This window comes from Klebsiella sp. WP8-S18-ESBL-06, from assembly GCF_014169755.1.
GTDB lineage: Bacteria > Pseudomonadota > Gammaproteobacteria > Enterobacterales > Enterobacteriaceae > Kluyvera > Kluyvera ascorbata_B.
Map to the genome: position 1 here is coordinate 2,944,481 of NZ_AP022256.1, position 15,779 is coordinate 2,960,259.

Sequence of the window (15,779 nt, forward strand, 5' to 3'; positions counted from 1 at the left end):
TTGCCCGGCCTTTTTCTCTACGGCACATCAACAAAGCGCATTTATTCAAAATAAGTTACCGGTAACATTGAATAGATCAATCTTCTAAGCAAGATCCTAAATCGGCACAAAAATCGGTGATAGTCTGCATCGATAAAAACAACTCACTAGCTAATAGTGAATGAATACCATTTTTATCTATTTAAATCCCTCCTCGCCTCCCTTATCAACTCTATTGCGCAAACCATGACGCCATAAAGGCCTCACCTGCGCAAAGCGTATATGTGCCGATTCAGTTTTTAGCAGAGGATTACCATGCCTGTTTTACACGCGCTCCCCTTCAGGCAGAGCGCAATTGCGTTTGCCACAAGCCTGGCGCTTTACGCCGCCTTCAGCCAGGGTGCCTATGCCGCCAACGGTGCGGATGGCAGCCCAGCGACATCGGATGCCAGCGCCCAGGGCGGACACGGCGGCAATATGGACCTTGTCACCGGCGTAGGGGGTAACGGTGGCCGCGGCGGCGTCGGTGGCCGTGGCCAGGCCAGCAGCGATGGTGAAAACGGCTATGCTGGCAGCACCGGCAGCACGCCGCTCCCCGCAGGAACAGGTGGCCGTCATCAGGAGCCCGTTAGCAGTGCAAACAGCGGGTCCGGGGCTGCAGGCGGTGGCGGCGGCGGCGGTTCGGCTGGCGTTGTCTTTAACGGCAGCGGATCAACCAGCAATACCGGTACGATCGTCGGGGGCCGTGGGGGCCACGGCGGCAACGGCGGCGCAAACACTGCGGATATCGCGAATGCCGGCAACGGAGGTAACGGCGGCGATGGCGGCGGCGGCGGTAGCGGTGTGCTGTTAACCACCAGCGGCAGCTATACCAACAGCGGAACAATAAGCGGTGGCGATGGTGGCACCGGCGGGAATACCGGTAGCGCCAGCGCTAGCGCTCTGACCACCAGCGGCAGTACGCTTCATGCGGGAAGCGGCGGATCCGGCGGGAAAGGCGGTGACGGCGTGACCGCCACCCAGGGCGGCAACATTAATAACACCGGTACCCTTCGCGGCGGTCGCGGTGCGACGGGCGGGCTGGCGGCTAACGCCAACAGCACGCAAAACAGTACCGTTACCGGCGTTGGCGGCACCGGTGGTGAAGCCGCCAGCGGCGGCAGTGGCGTCTGGCTGAGTGATACCAGCACCCTTACCAACAGCGGGCAGATCGTCGGCGGCATTGGTGGCGACGGCGGTAACGGCGGGGCTGCAGAAGTGGGTCAGGGATCCGGCGTTGTCGGCTATGGCGCAGAGGGCGGCGACGGCGGCAGCGGGATCACCGTCGTTGGCAGCGGCATCATCACCAACCAAGCCGCAGGACAGATAGTTGGCGGTAGCGCCGGTACCGGCGGCGGCGGAAACTCCACCAGCAGCGGGCTCAACCTGACCGGCGGGGACGGTGGCGACGGAGGGAACGGAGGCAGCGGCATTGCGTTACAAAACGGCGGGAACGTCGATAACTTTGGCGCTGTGCTCGGCGGCGCGGGCAACCGAGGCGGCGGTAGCGGTAACCTCCCCTCTGCGCGCGGCGGTGATTCAGGCACCGGCGGCACCGGAATCGAAATCAGCCAGCAGGGCAACGTCACTAACGAAACCTCCGGTAAGGTATCAGGCGGCAAAGGCGGCGATGATTCTGCCGGCGGCGGCGGCGTCGGCGGCGTTGGCGGCGTTGGCGGCACCGCCGTCAGCATTATCGGCGCGGGCGAGGTATTGAATAAAGGGCAGTTTATCGGCGGTGACGGCGGCGCGGGAGCCAATGCCAACGGCACCAGCGCGAACGGCGGTACCGGCGCGCAGGGCGGCAACGGGCTCGCCATTGACGGCCAGGGCACCGTCACCAATGCCGCTGGCGCCTCGGTGCGCGGCGGGATGGGCGGTACCGGCGGCGGCGGGAGCAATACCGGCAACGGTGGCGCTGGCGGGAAAGGCGGTAACGGCGTGCTGATTGGCGCGGGGGGAACGGTGACCAACGACGGCACGATCCTCGGCGGTACCGGTAATCGCGGCGGTGGCAGCGGTAAAGCGGATGGCGGTAGCGGCGGCGACGGCGTACACATCGCCAGCGGCGGCGGAACGCTCAATAATACCGGGACCATTGCCGGTGGCAGCGGCGGCAATGCCGGAACGGCCAGCGGCACCTCCGGCGCGGGCGGTATCGGCGTCTACGGCAGCAATATGACGATTATTAATAGCGGCACACTTGAAGGCGGGATGAGCCAGGACGGCAAGACGCGAGCCCGGGCGGTCGAGTTTACCGACGGCACGAACTCACTTACACTGCACGCGGGGTATCAGGTGATCGGCACGGTAAGCGGCGATAGCGGTGACGATACCCTTATGCTCGGCGGGTCGCAAAATGCCCGTTTTGATGTTTCCAGCATCGGCAACGACGCCCAGTATCAGGGCTTTGACCATTTTACGAAAAAAGACGCGAGCACCTGGCTTTTGCAAAACACCACGACGGCCACGACGCCGTGGACGCTCTCCGGCGGCATACTGCAAATCGCTAAAGATGCCAACCTCGGCAACGCCAGCGGTACGCTGACGTTTGACGGCGGTACGCTGCAGCTGCTGGATAATCTGGATTTAAACAGCGCGCGTCCGATCGCGCTTAACGACGCGGGCGGCACGCTCGATACCCAAGGCTACAATACGACGATTAAGCAAGGGATCACCGGCCCCGGGGGCCTGACTAAACAGGGGGCGGGTACCTTAACGCTGAGCGGCGACAATCGCTTTAGCGGCGAGACGAAGCTTGCCGCCGGGCGTCTTGATGTTACCGGCTCACTTGCAGGAGCCGTGCGTGCGCAAACCGGGACGGCGCTTTCAGGTAACGGCAGCGTTGGCAGCACCACTCTCGATGACGGCAGTTCGTTGACCGTCGGCTCGCTCGCCCAGGCTACGAGCGCTGATGCCGTCTTTAGCATTACCGGAGCGCTGGATAATAGCGGAACCGTCACCCTCTCACGCAGCGCCGAGCATGCCGGTAATCAGCTTAATATTAGCGGCGATTACCGCGGCCAGGGCAGCGCCCTGCTGGCGATCAACACCGTACTTGGCGGCGATCATTCGCTGACCGATCGCGTCAGCATTGCCGGCAGTACCGCCGGAACCACGGCGGTCAGTTTTCGCAACGTCGGCGGGCTGGGAGCGCAAACCCAGCAAGGGATTGAGGTCATTAGCGTTAGCGGGGCCTCCGCTACGGGCGCATTTCGCCAGACGGGGCGCGTGGTTGCCGGGCCATGGGATTACAGCCTGGTGCAAAAAGGGAAAAACTGGTATCTGACGTCGATCAATACCACCCCGGTAACGCCAGTTTCACCGCCATCGCCGGTGCCACAGTATCGCCCGGAAGCCGGCAGCTATCTGATGAACCTTGCCGCCGCCAACACGCTGTTCAATCTCTCGCTCGACGATCGTGAAGGGGCCACTGAATACGGCGTTCAGGGAGATCACCGCCCTGCTCTCGCCGGGTCATTCTGGCTGCGCCAGGAAGGGGGGCAGAATCGCGTTAGCGCTGCCGACGGGCAGCTTCGTTCGCGGGCCAATCGCTACGTTGCCCAAATGGGCAATGAGTTCCTCCACGGCAGCCGCAACGGTGACGATCGCTGGGGGGCTGGCTTAATGGCGGGCTACGGCGACATACAAGGTTCAACCCGCGCCGCCACGACGGGCTATCGCTCGCGCAACAGCATGGACGGTTACAGCGTCGGGGCTTACGGCACCTGGTATCAGAATGCGCAGAACCGTCGGGGCATGTATCTGGACAGCTGGCTCAACTACAGCTGGTTCAATAACCAGATTAAAGGCGAGAGTCTGGCCAGCGAGCATTACCGCAGTAAGGGAATGACGGCCTCGATTGAGAGTGGATACAACATTCTGCTGCATGAATCGCGGCGCCAGGCGGTCTATCTTGAACCTCAGGCTCAGCTGACGTGGATGGGCGTAAAAAGCGCAGCGCATACCGAGGATAACGGGACCCGAATTCAGGACAACGGACACGGGAATATGCAGTCGCGGCTGGGGCTTCGTCTCTATCTGCGCGGCCATCGTGCAGAGGATGACGGTAAAAACCGTGAATTCAAACCTTATGTTGAGCTCGACTGGTTGCACAATACGCACGCTGCAGATATTCGCATGAATACCGTACGCATCACCCAGCAAGGCGCGCAAAACGTGGCGCAGCTTAAGCTTGGCGTTCAGGGGCAACTGACGTCGGCGTTGAACGTCTGGGGCGGAACCGCACTACAGGCAGGCAACAATCGCTACAGCGATGTCTCGGTGATGGTTGGGATGAAATACGCGTTTTAGCGGGAGGGATCATGACGGTGCGACGCACCGTCATGGGGCCTGAATTCGGTGCGACATGTCGCACCGAATGCTCACGCCTTAGAAGGTGTAGGTGATACCGGTAGACAGCAGTCCGGACCAGCTCTTATCAACCATCGGGCTATCGGTGATTTCGTCAGACAGACGGGTATAACGCGCGGTACCGTACACGCTCCAGTTTCCAGCGAAACGATAATTCGCGGTCATTTCCAGATACGGGTTCCAACTGCTGTCTGCGCTGTAGCTACGCAGGCCGCTGCGCGCCGCTTCACGACGGGAAACGCCGTAGTAGTAGTCGTTCTGGTTATCGCTGTTCCACTGTACGCCGATGCCCGGCGTTAAGGTCAGGCCACCGTTGGTGTAACGGTAAACCCAGCCCAGATCCCAGACCAGACCGTTGCTTTCATCCAGCATATCGCCCGCCAGGGTGGTACGCAGAGAACCGTACTGAGTATGGTGGAACCAGGACAGCCCGCCCATCATCGTGGACTGACGACGATCCAGTTTACGCAACTGGCTGTTATCGCTGTCGCCCGGTTTGAAATACATGGGTGACCAGTACGCCGTCAGAGACAGCTGGTCAGTACCGTCATTCCACAGGTAGTAACCACCACCAAAACCACGGAACCAGAAGTTATCGCCTTCATAGGTGATTACCGGTACCGGGTACACATCGTGGTCATACTGTTTGTATGCATGCTCAACGACGCCGACGCCCGCACCCAGCGTGAACTTACTTTCCGCTTGAGCAGCGGTAGCAGAAGTGGCAATCAGCACCCCTAGGGCTAGAAGTTTGATTCGATTCACAATCTGTAATTCCTTTTTTTTCAACGTATCAGCGGCGAAAGTTTACCTTCCACTTAGCCGGACGACAAATTTTTTACCTGTAATTACATAATGTGACTTGTCATTATCTCGCCTATTGATGGCAATGCCCTTACAAATGCATGACGGCTATATGAAAGCACAAAAAAGTTGAAAAGATTTAATGCTCGTATTTTTTGATGAGTTATTGATATGTCATTGAAAATCGATTTTATCGCCATGCAAGTTTTGCAAATGCCATCTACGCTTATTTTTAGAAGGCGTAATCGCCACACGCGTAACCGTTAATTGTCCGCAGACCTGGCATACAGGTTGCTGGGTCAAGGTTGAACGGCGTTCGGCTTACCTCTTCCGGGAGCCCCCATTATTCATACCAACGGCTCTTAACCTGTGCTAAAAAACGAAAGGACGGCATGCCATGAATATATTCGATCACTATCGCCAGCGCTATGAAGCTGCCAAGGACGAAGAGTTCACACTGCAGGAGTTTCTTGCTGTATGTAAGCAGGATCGCAGTGCCTATGCTAACGCGGCAGAACGGCTATTAACGGCTATTGGCGAGCCGATAATGGTTGATACCGCCCAGGAACCGCGGCTTTCCCGTCTCTTTTCGAACCGAGTCATCGGGCGCTACCCGGCGTTCGAAGAGTTTTACGGCATGGAAGAAGCCATCGAACAGATTGTTTCCTACCTGAAACACGCCGCCCAGGGACTGGAAGAGAAAAAGCAAATTCTCTACTTATTGGGACCGGTCGGCGGCGGTAAATCATCGCTGGCTGAACGTCTGAAATCCTTAATGCAGCGCGTGCCCATTTATGTGCTGAGCGCCAACGGCGAGCGCAGCCCGGTAAACGATCATCCGCTGTGTCTGTTTAACCCGCAGGAAGATGCGCAGATTCTGGAAAAAGAGTACGGCGTCCCTTCCCGCTACCTCGGCACGATCATGTCGCCGTGGGCGGCGAAACGGCTGCATGAATTTGGCGGCGACATCACCAAATTCCGCGTAGTCAAAGTGTGGCCATCCATTCTTGAACAGATTGCGATTGCCAAAACTGAACCCGGCGATGAAAACAACCAGGATATTTCGGCACTGGTCGGTAAGGTCGATATCCGTAAGCTTGAACACTACGCACAAAACGATCCGGATGCCTATGGTTATTCCGGCGCACTGTGCCGCGCCAACCAGGGGATTATGGAGTTCGTTGAGATGTTTAAAGCGCCTATCAAGGTGCTGCATCCGCTGCTGACCGCCACCCAGGAAGGGAACTATAACGGTACTGAGGGGATCTCTGCCCTGCCGTTTAACGGTATTATCCTCGCGCACTCGAACGAATCGGAGTGGGTGACTTTCCGTAACAACAAAAATAACGAGGCGTTCCTTGACCGTGTTTACATCGTCAAAGTGCCTTACTGCCTGCGGATCTCCGAAGAGATCAAAATTTACGAAAAACTGCTCAACCACAGTGAGCTGACCCACGCGCCGTGTGCGCCGGGTACGCTGGAAACGCTGTCGCGCTTCTCGATTCTTTCGCGTCTGAAAGAACCGGAAAACTCCAGCATTTACTCAAAAATGCGCGTCTACGACGGGGAAAGCCTGAAGGATACCGACCCGAAAGCCAAGTCATACCAGGAGTATCGCGACTATGCTGGCGTCGACGAGGGAATGAACGGTCTGTCGACCCGCTTCGCCTTTAAGATCCTCTCGCGGGTGTTTAACTTCGATCACGCCGAAGTGGCGGCTAACCCGGTACATCTTTTCTACGTGCTGGAGCAGCAGATTGAGCGCGAACAGTTCCCTCAGGAGCAGTCGGAGCGTTACCTGGAGTTCCTGAAAGGCTACCTGATTCCGAAATACGCCGAGTTTATCGGTAAAGAGATCCAGACGGCGTACCTTGAATCCTATTCTGAATATGGACAGAACATTTTCGACCGTTATGTCACCTATGCGGACTTCTGGATTCAGGACCAGGAATATCGCGATCCGGACACCGGACAGCTGTTCGATCGCGAATCGCTGAACGCCGAACTGGAGAAAATTGAGAAGCCTGCCGGGATCAGCAACCCGAAAGACTTCCGCAACGAAATTGTCAACTTTGTGCTGCGCGCCCGCGCCAACAACAACGGCCGCAACCCGAACTGGACAAGCTACGAGAAGCTGCGCACGGTCATTGAGAAGAAAATGTTCTCCAATACCGAGGAGCTGCTGCCGGTGATTTCGTTTAACGCCAAGACCTCAACTGACGAACAGAAAAAGCACGATGATTTTGTCGATCGGATGATGGAAAAAGGCTATACCCGTAAACAGGTTCGCCTGTTATGTGAATGGTATTTGCGCGTACGTAAATCATCATAACAGCCACATACGGCCCGGAAGCTTACGCTTACCGGGCCAAGGCATGCATAAGTTGGCAACGCAGTTCAGGAGGGGCTATGACCTGGTTCATTGACCGGCGTCTGAACGGCAAAAACAAGAGTGCGGTTAACCGCCAGCGCTTCTTGCGCCGTTATAAAGCGCAAATCAAACAGTCGATCTCCGAGGCTATCAATAAACGTTCGGTGACCGACATCGACAGCGGCGAATCTGTCTCTATACCGACGGATGATATCAGCGAGCCGATGTTCCATCAGGGGCGCGGCGGATTACGCCACCGGGTACATCCCGGTAACGATCACTTTGTGCAAAACGATCGCATCGAGCGCCCACAGGGCGGCGGCGGCGGCAGTGGTCAAGGACAGGCCAGCGCCGATGGCGAAGGTCAGGATGAGTTTGTCTTCCAGATTTCCAAAGACGAGTACCTGGATCTGCTGTTTGAGGATTTAGCCCTACCGAACCTCAAGCGCAATCAGCAGCGCCAGCTCACCGAGTACAAAACCCATCGCGCGGGCTTCACGTCTAACGGCGTGCCCGCCAATATCAGCGTGGTACGGTCGCTGCAAAACTCCCTTGCTCGCCGTACCGCCATGACGGCCGGGAAGCGCCGCGAGCTGCACGCGCTGGAGGCCACGCTTGACGAGGTGGCCAAAAGTGAGCCCGCACAGCTGCTGGAAGAAGAGCGCTTACGCAAAGAGATAGCCGAGCTGCGGGCCAAAATTGACCGAGTTCCGTTTATCGATACCTTTGACCTGCGCTACAAAAACTATGAGAAGCGGCCAGAACCCTCCAGCCAGGCGGTAATGTTCTGCCTGATGGACGTTTCCGGCTCGATGGATCAGTCCACCAAGGACATGGCCAAGCGCTTTTATATCCTGCTCTATCTGTTCCTGAGCCGGACCTATAAAAACGTCGAGGTGGTGTATATCCGCCACCATACCCAGGCCAAAGAGGTGGATGAACATGAGTTCTTCTACTCGCAGGAAACCGGCGGCACCATCGTGTCCAGCGCGCTGAAGTTAATGGACGAAGTGGTGAAGGCCCGCTACGACCCGGCACAATGGAATATCTATGCCGCGCAGGCGTCGGATGGCGATAACTGGGCGGACGATTCGCCGCTGTGCCATGAGATTCTGGCGAAGAAGATTCTGCCGGTGGTGCGCTACTACAGCTATATCGAAATCACCCGCCGGGCACATCAAACCCTGTGGCGCGAGTATGAACACCTGCAGCAGACGTTTGATAATTTTGCCATTCAGCATATTCGCGATCAGGATGATATCTATCCGGTGTTCCGAGAACTGTTTCATAAGCAAGGCAGTACCGTTAAGGACTAAGTCATATCAATCAGCCAGTTGACCGTGATAACTGGCTGATTTTTAATGCTCATCCGGGATGATTTTATTTCAAATGGGTTGATTTTCACCCAATCGATATACCATAAACAGACATAAATTTAAATCACGCCCCTATTTTAATCAATAAATTCACAATTTATGCCGTATTATTCAAACGTTATTCAATGCTGAATAGCAAATGATGATGAGTTCTATAATCACTATACGAATGTTAATTCCTGCTGAAATTACTTAATTTTTACATGTTTGATTTTTATAATAACGAGTTTTAACATATAAGTTGATGAAAAAAAGAGCGAATATATTGTTTGTATCAAGTATGCTCATCATTCGGCAAATGGATAAAAAACATTAAAAACACTTTAAAATCAAATAGATAACCAACAGACCTTGACTTTTACATGCAATCATTGAAGAAAGCTGGTATGTTTCCTCACATAACATTACTAGTCAGATTATTCTCATTCATATAGTGCGCACTTTATAACTCTATACTTAATAAATATTACCCGCGCATTATTTCAACACACAAATAACTAGAGGTATGTTTTGCAAAAGCTTTTTGGGAGAAGAATTTATACTCTTGATATATTGAGAGGAATAGCAGCGCTTTCCGTTGTTCTATGGCATTGGCAACATTTTTTCATGAACGATAAAAATGTTTTTGTAACTACCAGTCAGCCATTTTATAAATATCTGTCTATTTTTTACACCCATGGTCTTTATGCTGTCGAGCTTTTCTTTGTAATTTCTGGTTTTATCTTCTTCTATTTGTATTCTGATGGTATATATTTAAAAAAAGTTTCTTTTAAATCCTTTTTCGTTAAAAGACTAAGCCGGTTGTACCCCCTTTATATTATCAGCTTTGTATTCGTTGCATTATTGCAAATATTATACTTCCACTCTCATAATACTTTTTTTGTTTACCCGATGAATGACATTTATCATGCGATATTAAATATATTTATGGTACAGTCATGGGGATTTGAAAAAGGATGGTCATATAATGCGCCTACCTGGTCTGTATCTATTGAAATGCTCATGTATCTGTTTTTCTTTATGTTATGCGCCCTTGTGCAGAAACGGATAACATCATCGATATTAATAGTTTTAATGGCATTCATGTTATATAACGTAAATAATGCAATCATGATTGGTGCATTTTGTTTTTTCCTTGGTGGTATTTGTTTTAAAATAACAGAACAAAGCATATATAAATTTGGCGCACAAAAATCCCTTCTGATTGCCTCATTAGCATTTATCATTGCATGGTTTTTCATTTTAAAATTAAAAATTGACAATGTGTTCTTAATAGTTATTTTTGGATTTACATCACTCACATGTGTTCTTGCCATGTTAAATGCCGCGAACAAAAATTTAGGAAAAAAAAATTGAATGGATTGGCGATATTAGCTACTCGTCATATCTTCTTCACTTTCCGCTACAAATTATTTTTGTACTTTATTATGATTTCAGCGGGTATGGCCGCAATGTTTTCTATAAGCCATATGTGATGATAATCTTTATGGTCACTCTTGTCATTATAAGCTATACATCATTTAAGCTAATTGAGTCACCTCTACAGAGAAAATTAAGAACGTTATTATCCAGATAGAAAATAAAAAGAAGCAGGCTTTTCCATTTTTGTATGAATATGGAAAAGCCACGCTGCGTGTAGAACCATGTCATTACTATAAAACGACATTATTATGATGATGAGCGCAAGAAAGCATTATTGAAATATCAAATACGCTCTTCGTGTTTGCTTCCAGTTACCCGCTTCATTTGTCATTATCTCTTTACACGAGATAAATCAACCTCTCATTGCGGTCAGATAGATAAACTGAGTCCTATCTGGCAAGCATAGACATCCCCAGAAACAATTTCACATCTCATGCTTCACTAGTGATCCACACCATAGCATGGTAAAATTCCGAATTACACGGAAGAAGATTTAATTTCACCATGAAACTGCAGAACAAAATATTACGTTTCGTCATCTCCTCCGGTGTGGTAATACTGACATCATCATTTCTGATCTATGAATTGGTGGCCAGCCACCGGGATATGACAGAATATATGCGATATATCATAGACAAAGGAGAAGCCGCTTTTCTCTATGATAAATATCAGAACCAGCTAATTATATCGCAATTCACCCGCAAAATGGGCGACCGACCTACTGCCCAGGCGGCGGCGCGCGCCTGCGCCAGCGTTCAGCACCGCGGTGACATCAGCGGCCTGAACGTCGACGACTACACCTATACGCCGCTGCAGGGCACGTTGACCGCGGGTCATTCTCCCTGCCAGACGTGGGTGAACGATCTGCCCGCGCTGGAAGCCTTTGATTCTGCCATCGCCAATAATACAGCGTGGAAATCTATTCTGCCGAATGAACCGCAGCCACAAAAACGTTTTCGTTATTATATTGATTTAATGAATCAATATATTTATTTTAATTCCCCGGTTAAAATTACAAATACGGCGTTAACCGGCTGGAATTTCCTCTACGGTGGGCGTTTGGGTATTTCTCCCGCCAGTCTGGAAAACCTCTTTCTGGGTAGAACGGTGGTATCAAGCATCTATGCCGATACCTTTACCCGTAAGAATATCTTAACTTTCCTGACCCCTGTCTTTCAGCATGAACTGCTGAAAGGGATCGTGATGGTCGATCTTTCTCATCAGGATATGCGCGATATCTTTTATACCCACGATCGGCCGCTGGTCTGGCGCTACCTGGATATCTCGTTCACCGACTCCGACAATAATGCGCATATTGAAGTCCATCGCAGCGCAGCGCATCTACTGAGCTATGTGAACTACTCACGCCCGCTAGCAGAAAATATGCGCATCGAGCTGTCGCTGGACGTGATGTACTTCCTGCTCAGCTCGTGGAAACTGTTCCTGTTTTATCTGCTGACAACCGCGACCTTAATGCACCTGGTGCGCACCCACTTCCGTCTTTACCAGATGGTCAGCAAAGAAAACATCAGCGATTCACTCACCGGGCTGTATAACCGGAAGATCCTCTCGCCGGTGCAAAGCATGCGCCTTCAGCGCCTGACCGAGCAAGGTGCCAGCATCGTGATCATCGCGCTCGATCTCGACAAGTTAAAGAAAATCAACGACACCTGGGGGCATAACGAGGGCGACCGCGCCATTATCCTGCTTGCCCAGGCGATTTCCGCTACCGTGCGCAAGAGCGATTATGCGGTGCGTCTCGGCGGCGACGAGTTCTGCATTATTCTGGTCGACTATGACGAAGAAGATGCCCGGTTGATCCCGCAGCGCATCAAAGCGCAGTTGGCGCTGCTTGACGATGAAAATCGCGTTAGCTTCTCGTGGGGCGCGTATAAAATGCAGGTAGGCGATAACCTGGATACGGCGATGGACATTGCCGACCAGCGCCTTTATCAACATAAACATCAGCGAAATGGCAATAATGGGGGGAAGCATGATTGAGCCCGTATCACCGAATATCCACCAGCGGCTGCTGGCATTATTGGATAACCAACAGGCGCGCTATCGGGTGATGGAGCACGACGCAGTGGGTAAGTGTGAAGCCGTTTCCGCCCTTCGCGGTACCGCGCTTGGCCAGGGCGCAAAGGCGCTGGTATGCAAAGTAAAAGGCAATGGCGTGAACCAGCATGTGCTGGCGATTCTGGCGGCCGACCAGCAGGCCGATCTGTCGCGCCTGGCACAGCATATTGGCGGGCTGAAGGCATCGCTGGCAAGCCCGGCGGAAGTTGAAGCGCTCACGGCCTGCGTGTTCGGTGCTATCCCGCCGTTCAGCTTCCACCGCGCGCTGCGGCTTATTGCCGATCCGCTGCTGTTTGAACGCTTTGATGAAATTGCCTTTAACGCAGGCAGTCTCGAAAAATCCGTGATCCTCAATACCGCTGATTACCTGCGCATTGCCCAGCCGGAGCTGGTTGCCTTCCGCCGCCAATCCTGATGATACCCCTGGTCGATCGTAGGCCGGATAAGCGAAGCGCCAGCCGGCACCCTGACCCCCATTGCCGAACGGCGCTACGCAAAGTATGGCTGAAGACGATTCCACTGTTTATGCGCGAAGGCAGCCCATTAATGACGGTATTGGTCAAATAATCAGGCAAATGCCTGAAATTCTGCGCAAAGATTGAAAAACACCTGCCAGCGCGCCGCTTCTTGCGTACAGTAGGGAAACGGAAATACGTAGCCCGGCCGAGCATAACAACGCCGGGGCACGACCCGGGGGACAATAAATGCCTCGCCAGGGCTACGGCAACGCTGTCTTTTTCTCTTTTTGGCAAGGATTACCGCTCTATGCTCGATACCACCCTGCTGATCCTCCTGGGTCTGGCGGCGCTTGGCTTTGTAAGCCATAACACCACCGTTGCCGTGTCTATCCTGGTTCTGATTATTATCCGCGTTACGCCGCTGAGCGCCTTTTTCCCGTGGGTGGAAAAACAGGGGCTCAGCATGGGTATCATTATTCTGACCATCAGCGTCATGGCGCCTATCGCCAGCGGCACCCTGCCCGCCAGCACGCTGATTCACTCTTTCGGTCACTGGAAATCACTGGTTGCTATCGCCGTCGGGGTCTTTGTCTCCTGGCTTGGCGGGCGCGGCGTGACGCTGATGGGCAGCCAGCCGCACCTGGTAGCGGGTCTGCTGATAGGTACCGTGCTCGGCGTAGCGCTGTTTCGCGGCGTGCCGGTAGGGCCGTTGATTGCCGCTGGGCTGGTGTCGCTGCTTATTGGGAAGTCGTAGTCAGCGCCATCAGATAGCGCCCCGGCGTTTGCCCGAGCCCCTTACGGAACATGGTGATAAACGCGGTCGTCGAGTCATAGCCTAACGATAGCGCCACCTGCTGAACGCTCAGGCCACGTACCAGCATCTGTAGCGCGAGGATCAGCTGCAGCTGATGCCGCCAGCGGCGAAAATTGAGGCCGGTCTCTTTAACCACCAGCCGGGCAAGGTTGCGTTCGCTCATCGCAAAGCGGCTGGCCCACTGCGTCAGCGTCTGCCACTGCGCCGGTGCCGATGCCATCGTGTCGACCATCAGGCGGATTTTCGGGTGCGCGGAAACCGGCAGCTGTAGCTGTTGCTCCGGCTGCTGCGGCAGTTCATCAAAGAGAACCTGTATCAGCCGCTGGCTTTCCACCGTCAGACGCGCGTCCTTATCCCGCCGGGCCAGCGTCAGAATCAGCTCACGTACCAGCGGCGAAATTTTTAGCGTGCAGCAGTGCGCGGGCATCTTCGCGGCGCCCGGTTCAATAAACAGAAAGCATAGCTCCGCCTGTGGCGTCGCGCGATTGCTGTGCGGTACTTCTCCGGGGATCCACACCGCAAACTGCGGCGGCACCATCCACATAGCGTTTTCAACTTCGCAGGTAATCGCACCGTGCAGCGCCAGAATCAGCTGTCCTTTTCGGTGCTGATGCAGCGGAATATGCTGTTCCCCTTCTGATACCTGCACACCAAAGGCTACTGCAGCATCCTCATGGCTGTCAGGATGATAGCCACCTAAACCCAACCCCAGCATTATTTTGTCCGAATTTAGCGATAATTTGTCATTTTAGCTTGATTTAAACGAAGGCTAAAGCAGGTATCGTAGCGTCTCTACTGTTGACCTGAGAACACTATGTCTGACGCTGTGACTTCTTCCAGCCGCCGCTGGCTGCTGATTGTCGGTATTTTACTGATTGCTTCGACGCTACGCGTCACCTTTACCGGCGCGGCACCGCTGCTTGACGCCATTCGCGCCGAATACGCGCTCACCACCGCGCAAACAGGCCTGTTAACCACCCTGCCGCTGCTGGCGTTTGGGCTGGTCTCGCCGCTGGCCGCCGGCGTCGCTCGCCGTTTTGGTATGGAACGCAGCCTGTTTGCCGCGATGTTACTGATTTGCGCCGGCATCGCCGTACGCTCACTGCCCTCGATCGCACTGATGTTTATCGGTACCGCGGTGATTGGCTGCGGCATTGCGCTGGGCAACGTGCTGCTGCCAGGGCTTATCAAACGGGATTTTTCTGGCCAGGTCGCGAAAATGACCGGTGCTTATTCGGTAACGATGGGGGCCGCCGCCGCGCTGGGCTCCGCGCTGGTAGTACCGATTGCGCTCAGCGGCCTGGGCTGGCGCGGTGCGCTACTGATGTTAATGGTATTCCCGCTGCTGGCACTGGCGTGCTGGCTGCCGCAGTGGCGTTCATCGCGCGCTAGCGCAATCTCCAGTAGCGGCGCGATGCATAACCGGGGGATCTGGCGTTCGGCGCTGGCCTGGCAGGTCACGCTTTTCCTCGGGCTGAACTCGCTGGTCTACTACGTCATTATTGGCTGGCTACCGGCAATTTTGATTAGCCGGGGCTACAGCGAAGCGCAGGCGGGTTCTCTGCATGGCCTGCTTCAGCTGGCCACGGCCGCACCCGGTTTCGCCATCCCGCTGATCCTCCATCGGCTAAAGGATCAGCGCGGGATCGCCATTGCCGTGGCGTTAATGTGCGCGATCGGCGCGCTGGGCTACTGGCTGCTGCCGGCACAGGCAGCGCTGTGGACGGTTATTTTTGGTTTCGGTTCCGGCGCGACGATGATTCTCGGGCTGACGTTTATCGGCCTGCGCGCCAGTTCGGCACATCAGGCGGCGGCGCTGTCCGGTATGGCTCAGGCGGTGGGCTATCTGCTCGCCGCCTGTGGCCCGCCGCTGATGGGGAAAATGCATGACGCCACCGGAGCATGGCAGCTGTCACTGATGGCGGTCGCCGGGCTGGCGCTGGTGATGGCCGTATTTGGCGGATTGGCCGGGCGCGACAAAGAGATTCACGTCGGCCAGTAGAGAGAGAGTCACAGTCGGCCGGGCAAGGCGTAGCCGCCATCCAATCGACTGTGAGTCTATT

The 15,779-nt window shown here is 54.1% G+C and carries 10 protein-coding genes; 8 read left to right on the plus strand and 2 right to left on the minus strand.

Annotated features, from left to right (window positions below):
• Positions 1-294: 294 nt before the first annotated feature.
• Positions 295-4,332, plus strand: a complete 4,038-nt coding sequence (locus tag H7R76_RS25040; protein ID WP_182965572.1) for an autotransporter outer membrane beta-barrel domain-containing protein — start codon at positions 295-297, stop codon at positions 4,330-4,332.
• A 78-nt stretch (positions 4,333-4,410) separates the two neighbouring features.
• Here the strand turns inward: H7R76_RS25040 and H7R76_RS14145 are convergent, their stop codons facing one another.
• Positions 4,411-5,157 (minus strand): MipA/OmpV family protein, encoded by a 747-nt coding sequence (locus tag H7R76_RS14145; RefSeq protein ID WP_106926615.1) that lies wholly within the window; start codon positions 5,155-5,157, stop codon positions 4,411-4,413.
• A 436-nt stretch (positions 5,158-5,593) separates the two neighbouring features.
• Between H7R76_RS14145 and yeaG the strand changes: the two genes are divergently transcribed.
• From yeaG to H7R76_RS14175, 6 genes are all read left to right on the plus strand, one after another.
• A complete protein-coding gene (gene yeaG, locus H7R76_RS14150; protein ID WP_106926473.1) occupies positions 5,594-7,528 on the plus strand; it encodes a protein kinase YeaG in 1,935 nt (644 codons plus the stop codon).
• 77 nt (positions 7,529-7,605) lie between these two features.
• Entirely contained in the window at positions 7,606-8,883 is a 1,278-nt protein-coding gene (locus H7R76_RS14155; RefSeq protein ID WP_182965574.1) for a YeaH/YhbH family protein, read from the plus strand.
• 570 nt (positions 8,884-9,453) lie between these two features.
• Positions 9,454-10,299 (plus strand): acyltransferase family protein, encoded by an 846-nt coding sequence (locus tag H7R76_RS14160; protein WP_227673905.1) that lies wholly within the window; start codon positions 9,454-9,456, stop codon positions 10,297-10,299.
• Between the two features lie 570 nt (positions 10,300-10,869).
• Positions 10,870-12,366, plus strand: coding sequence for a diguanylate cyclase DgcJ (gene dgcJ / locus H7R76_RS14165; protein WP_182965577.1), 1,497 nt, complete (start codon positions 10,870-10,872; stop codon positions 12,364-12,366).
• Positions 12,359-12,859: a YbaK/prolyl-tRNA synthetase associated domain-containing protein gene (locus tag H7R76_RS14170; protein WP_106926466.1), complete on the plus strand. Its 501-nt coding sequence runs from the start codon at positions 12,359-12,361 to the stop codon at positions 12,857-12,859. The genes dgcJ and H7R76_RS14170 overlap by 8 nt, the downstream gene beginning before the upstream one ends.
• Before the next feature lie 350 nt (positions 12,860-13,209).
• The gene (locus H7R76_RS14175) at positions 13,210-13,656 is read left to right on the plus strand and encodes a DUF441 domain-containing protein (RefSeq protein WP_106926464.1); all 447 of its coding nucleotides are present in this window, start codon (positions 13,210-13,212) and stop codon (positions 13,654-13,656) included.
• On the opposite strand, the gene H7R76_RS14180 is transcribed toward H7R76_RS14175, so the two are convergent.
• A complete protein-coding gene (locus tag H7R76_RS14180) occupies positions 13,640-14,431 on the minus strand; it encodes an AraC family transcriptional regulator (RefSeq protein WP_182965579.1) in 792 nt (263 codons plus the stop codon). The two genes, H7R76_RS14175 and H7R76_RS14180, sit on opposite strands and share 17 nt — an antisense overlap.
• Before the next feature lie 99 nt (positions 14,432-14,530).
• On the opposite strand from H7R76_RS14180, the gene H7R76_RS14185 reads away from it, so the two are divergent.
• Positions 14,531-15,718, plus strand: coding sequence for a CynX/NimT family MFS transporter (locus H7R76_RS14185; protein WP_182929074.1), 1,188 nt, complete (start codon positions 14,531-14,533; stop codon positions 15,716-15,718).
• The last annotated feature ends 61 nt before the right edge of the window (positions 15,719-15,779 follow it).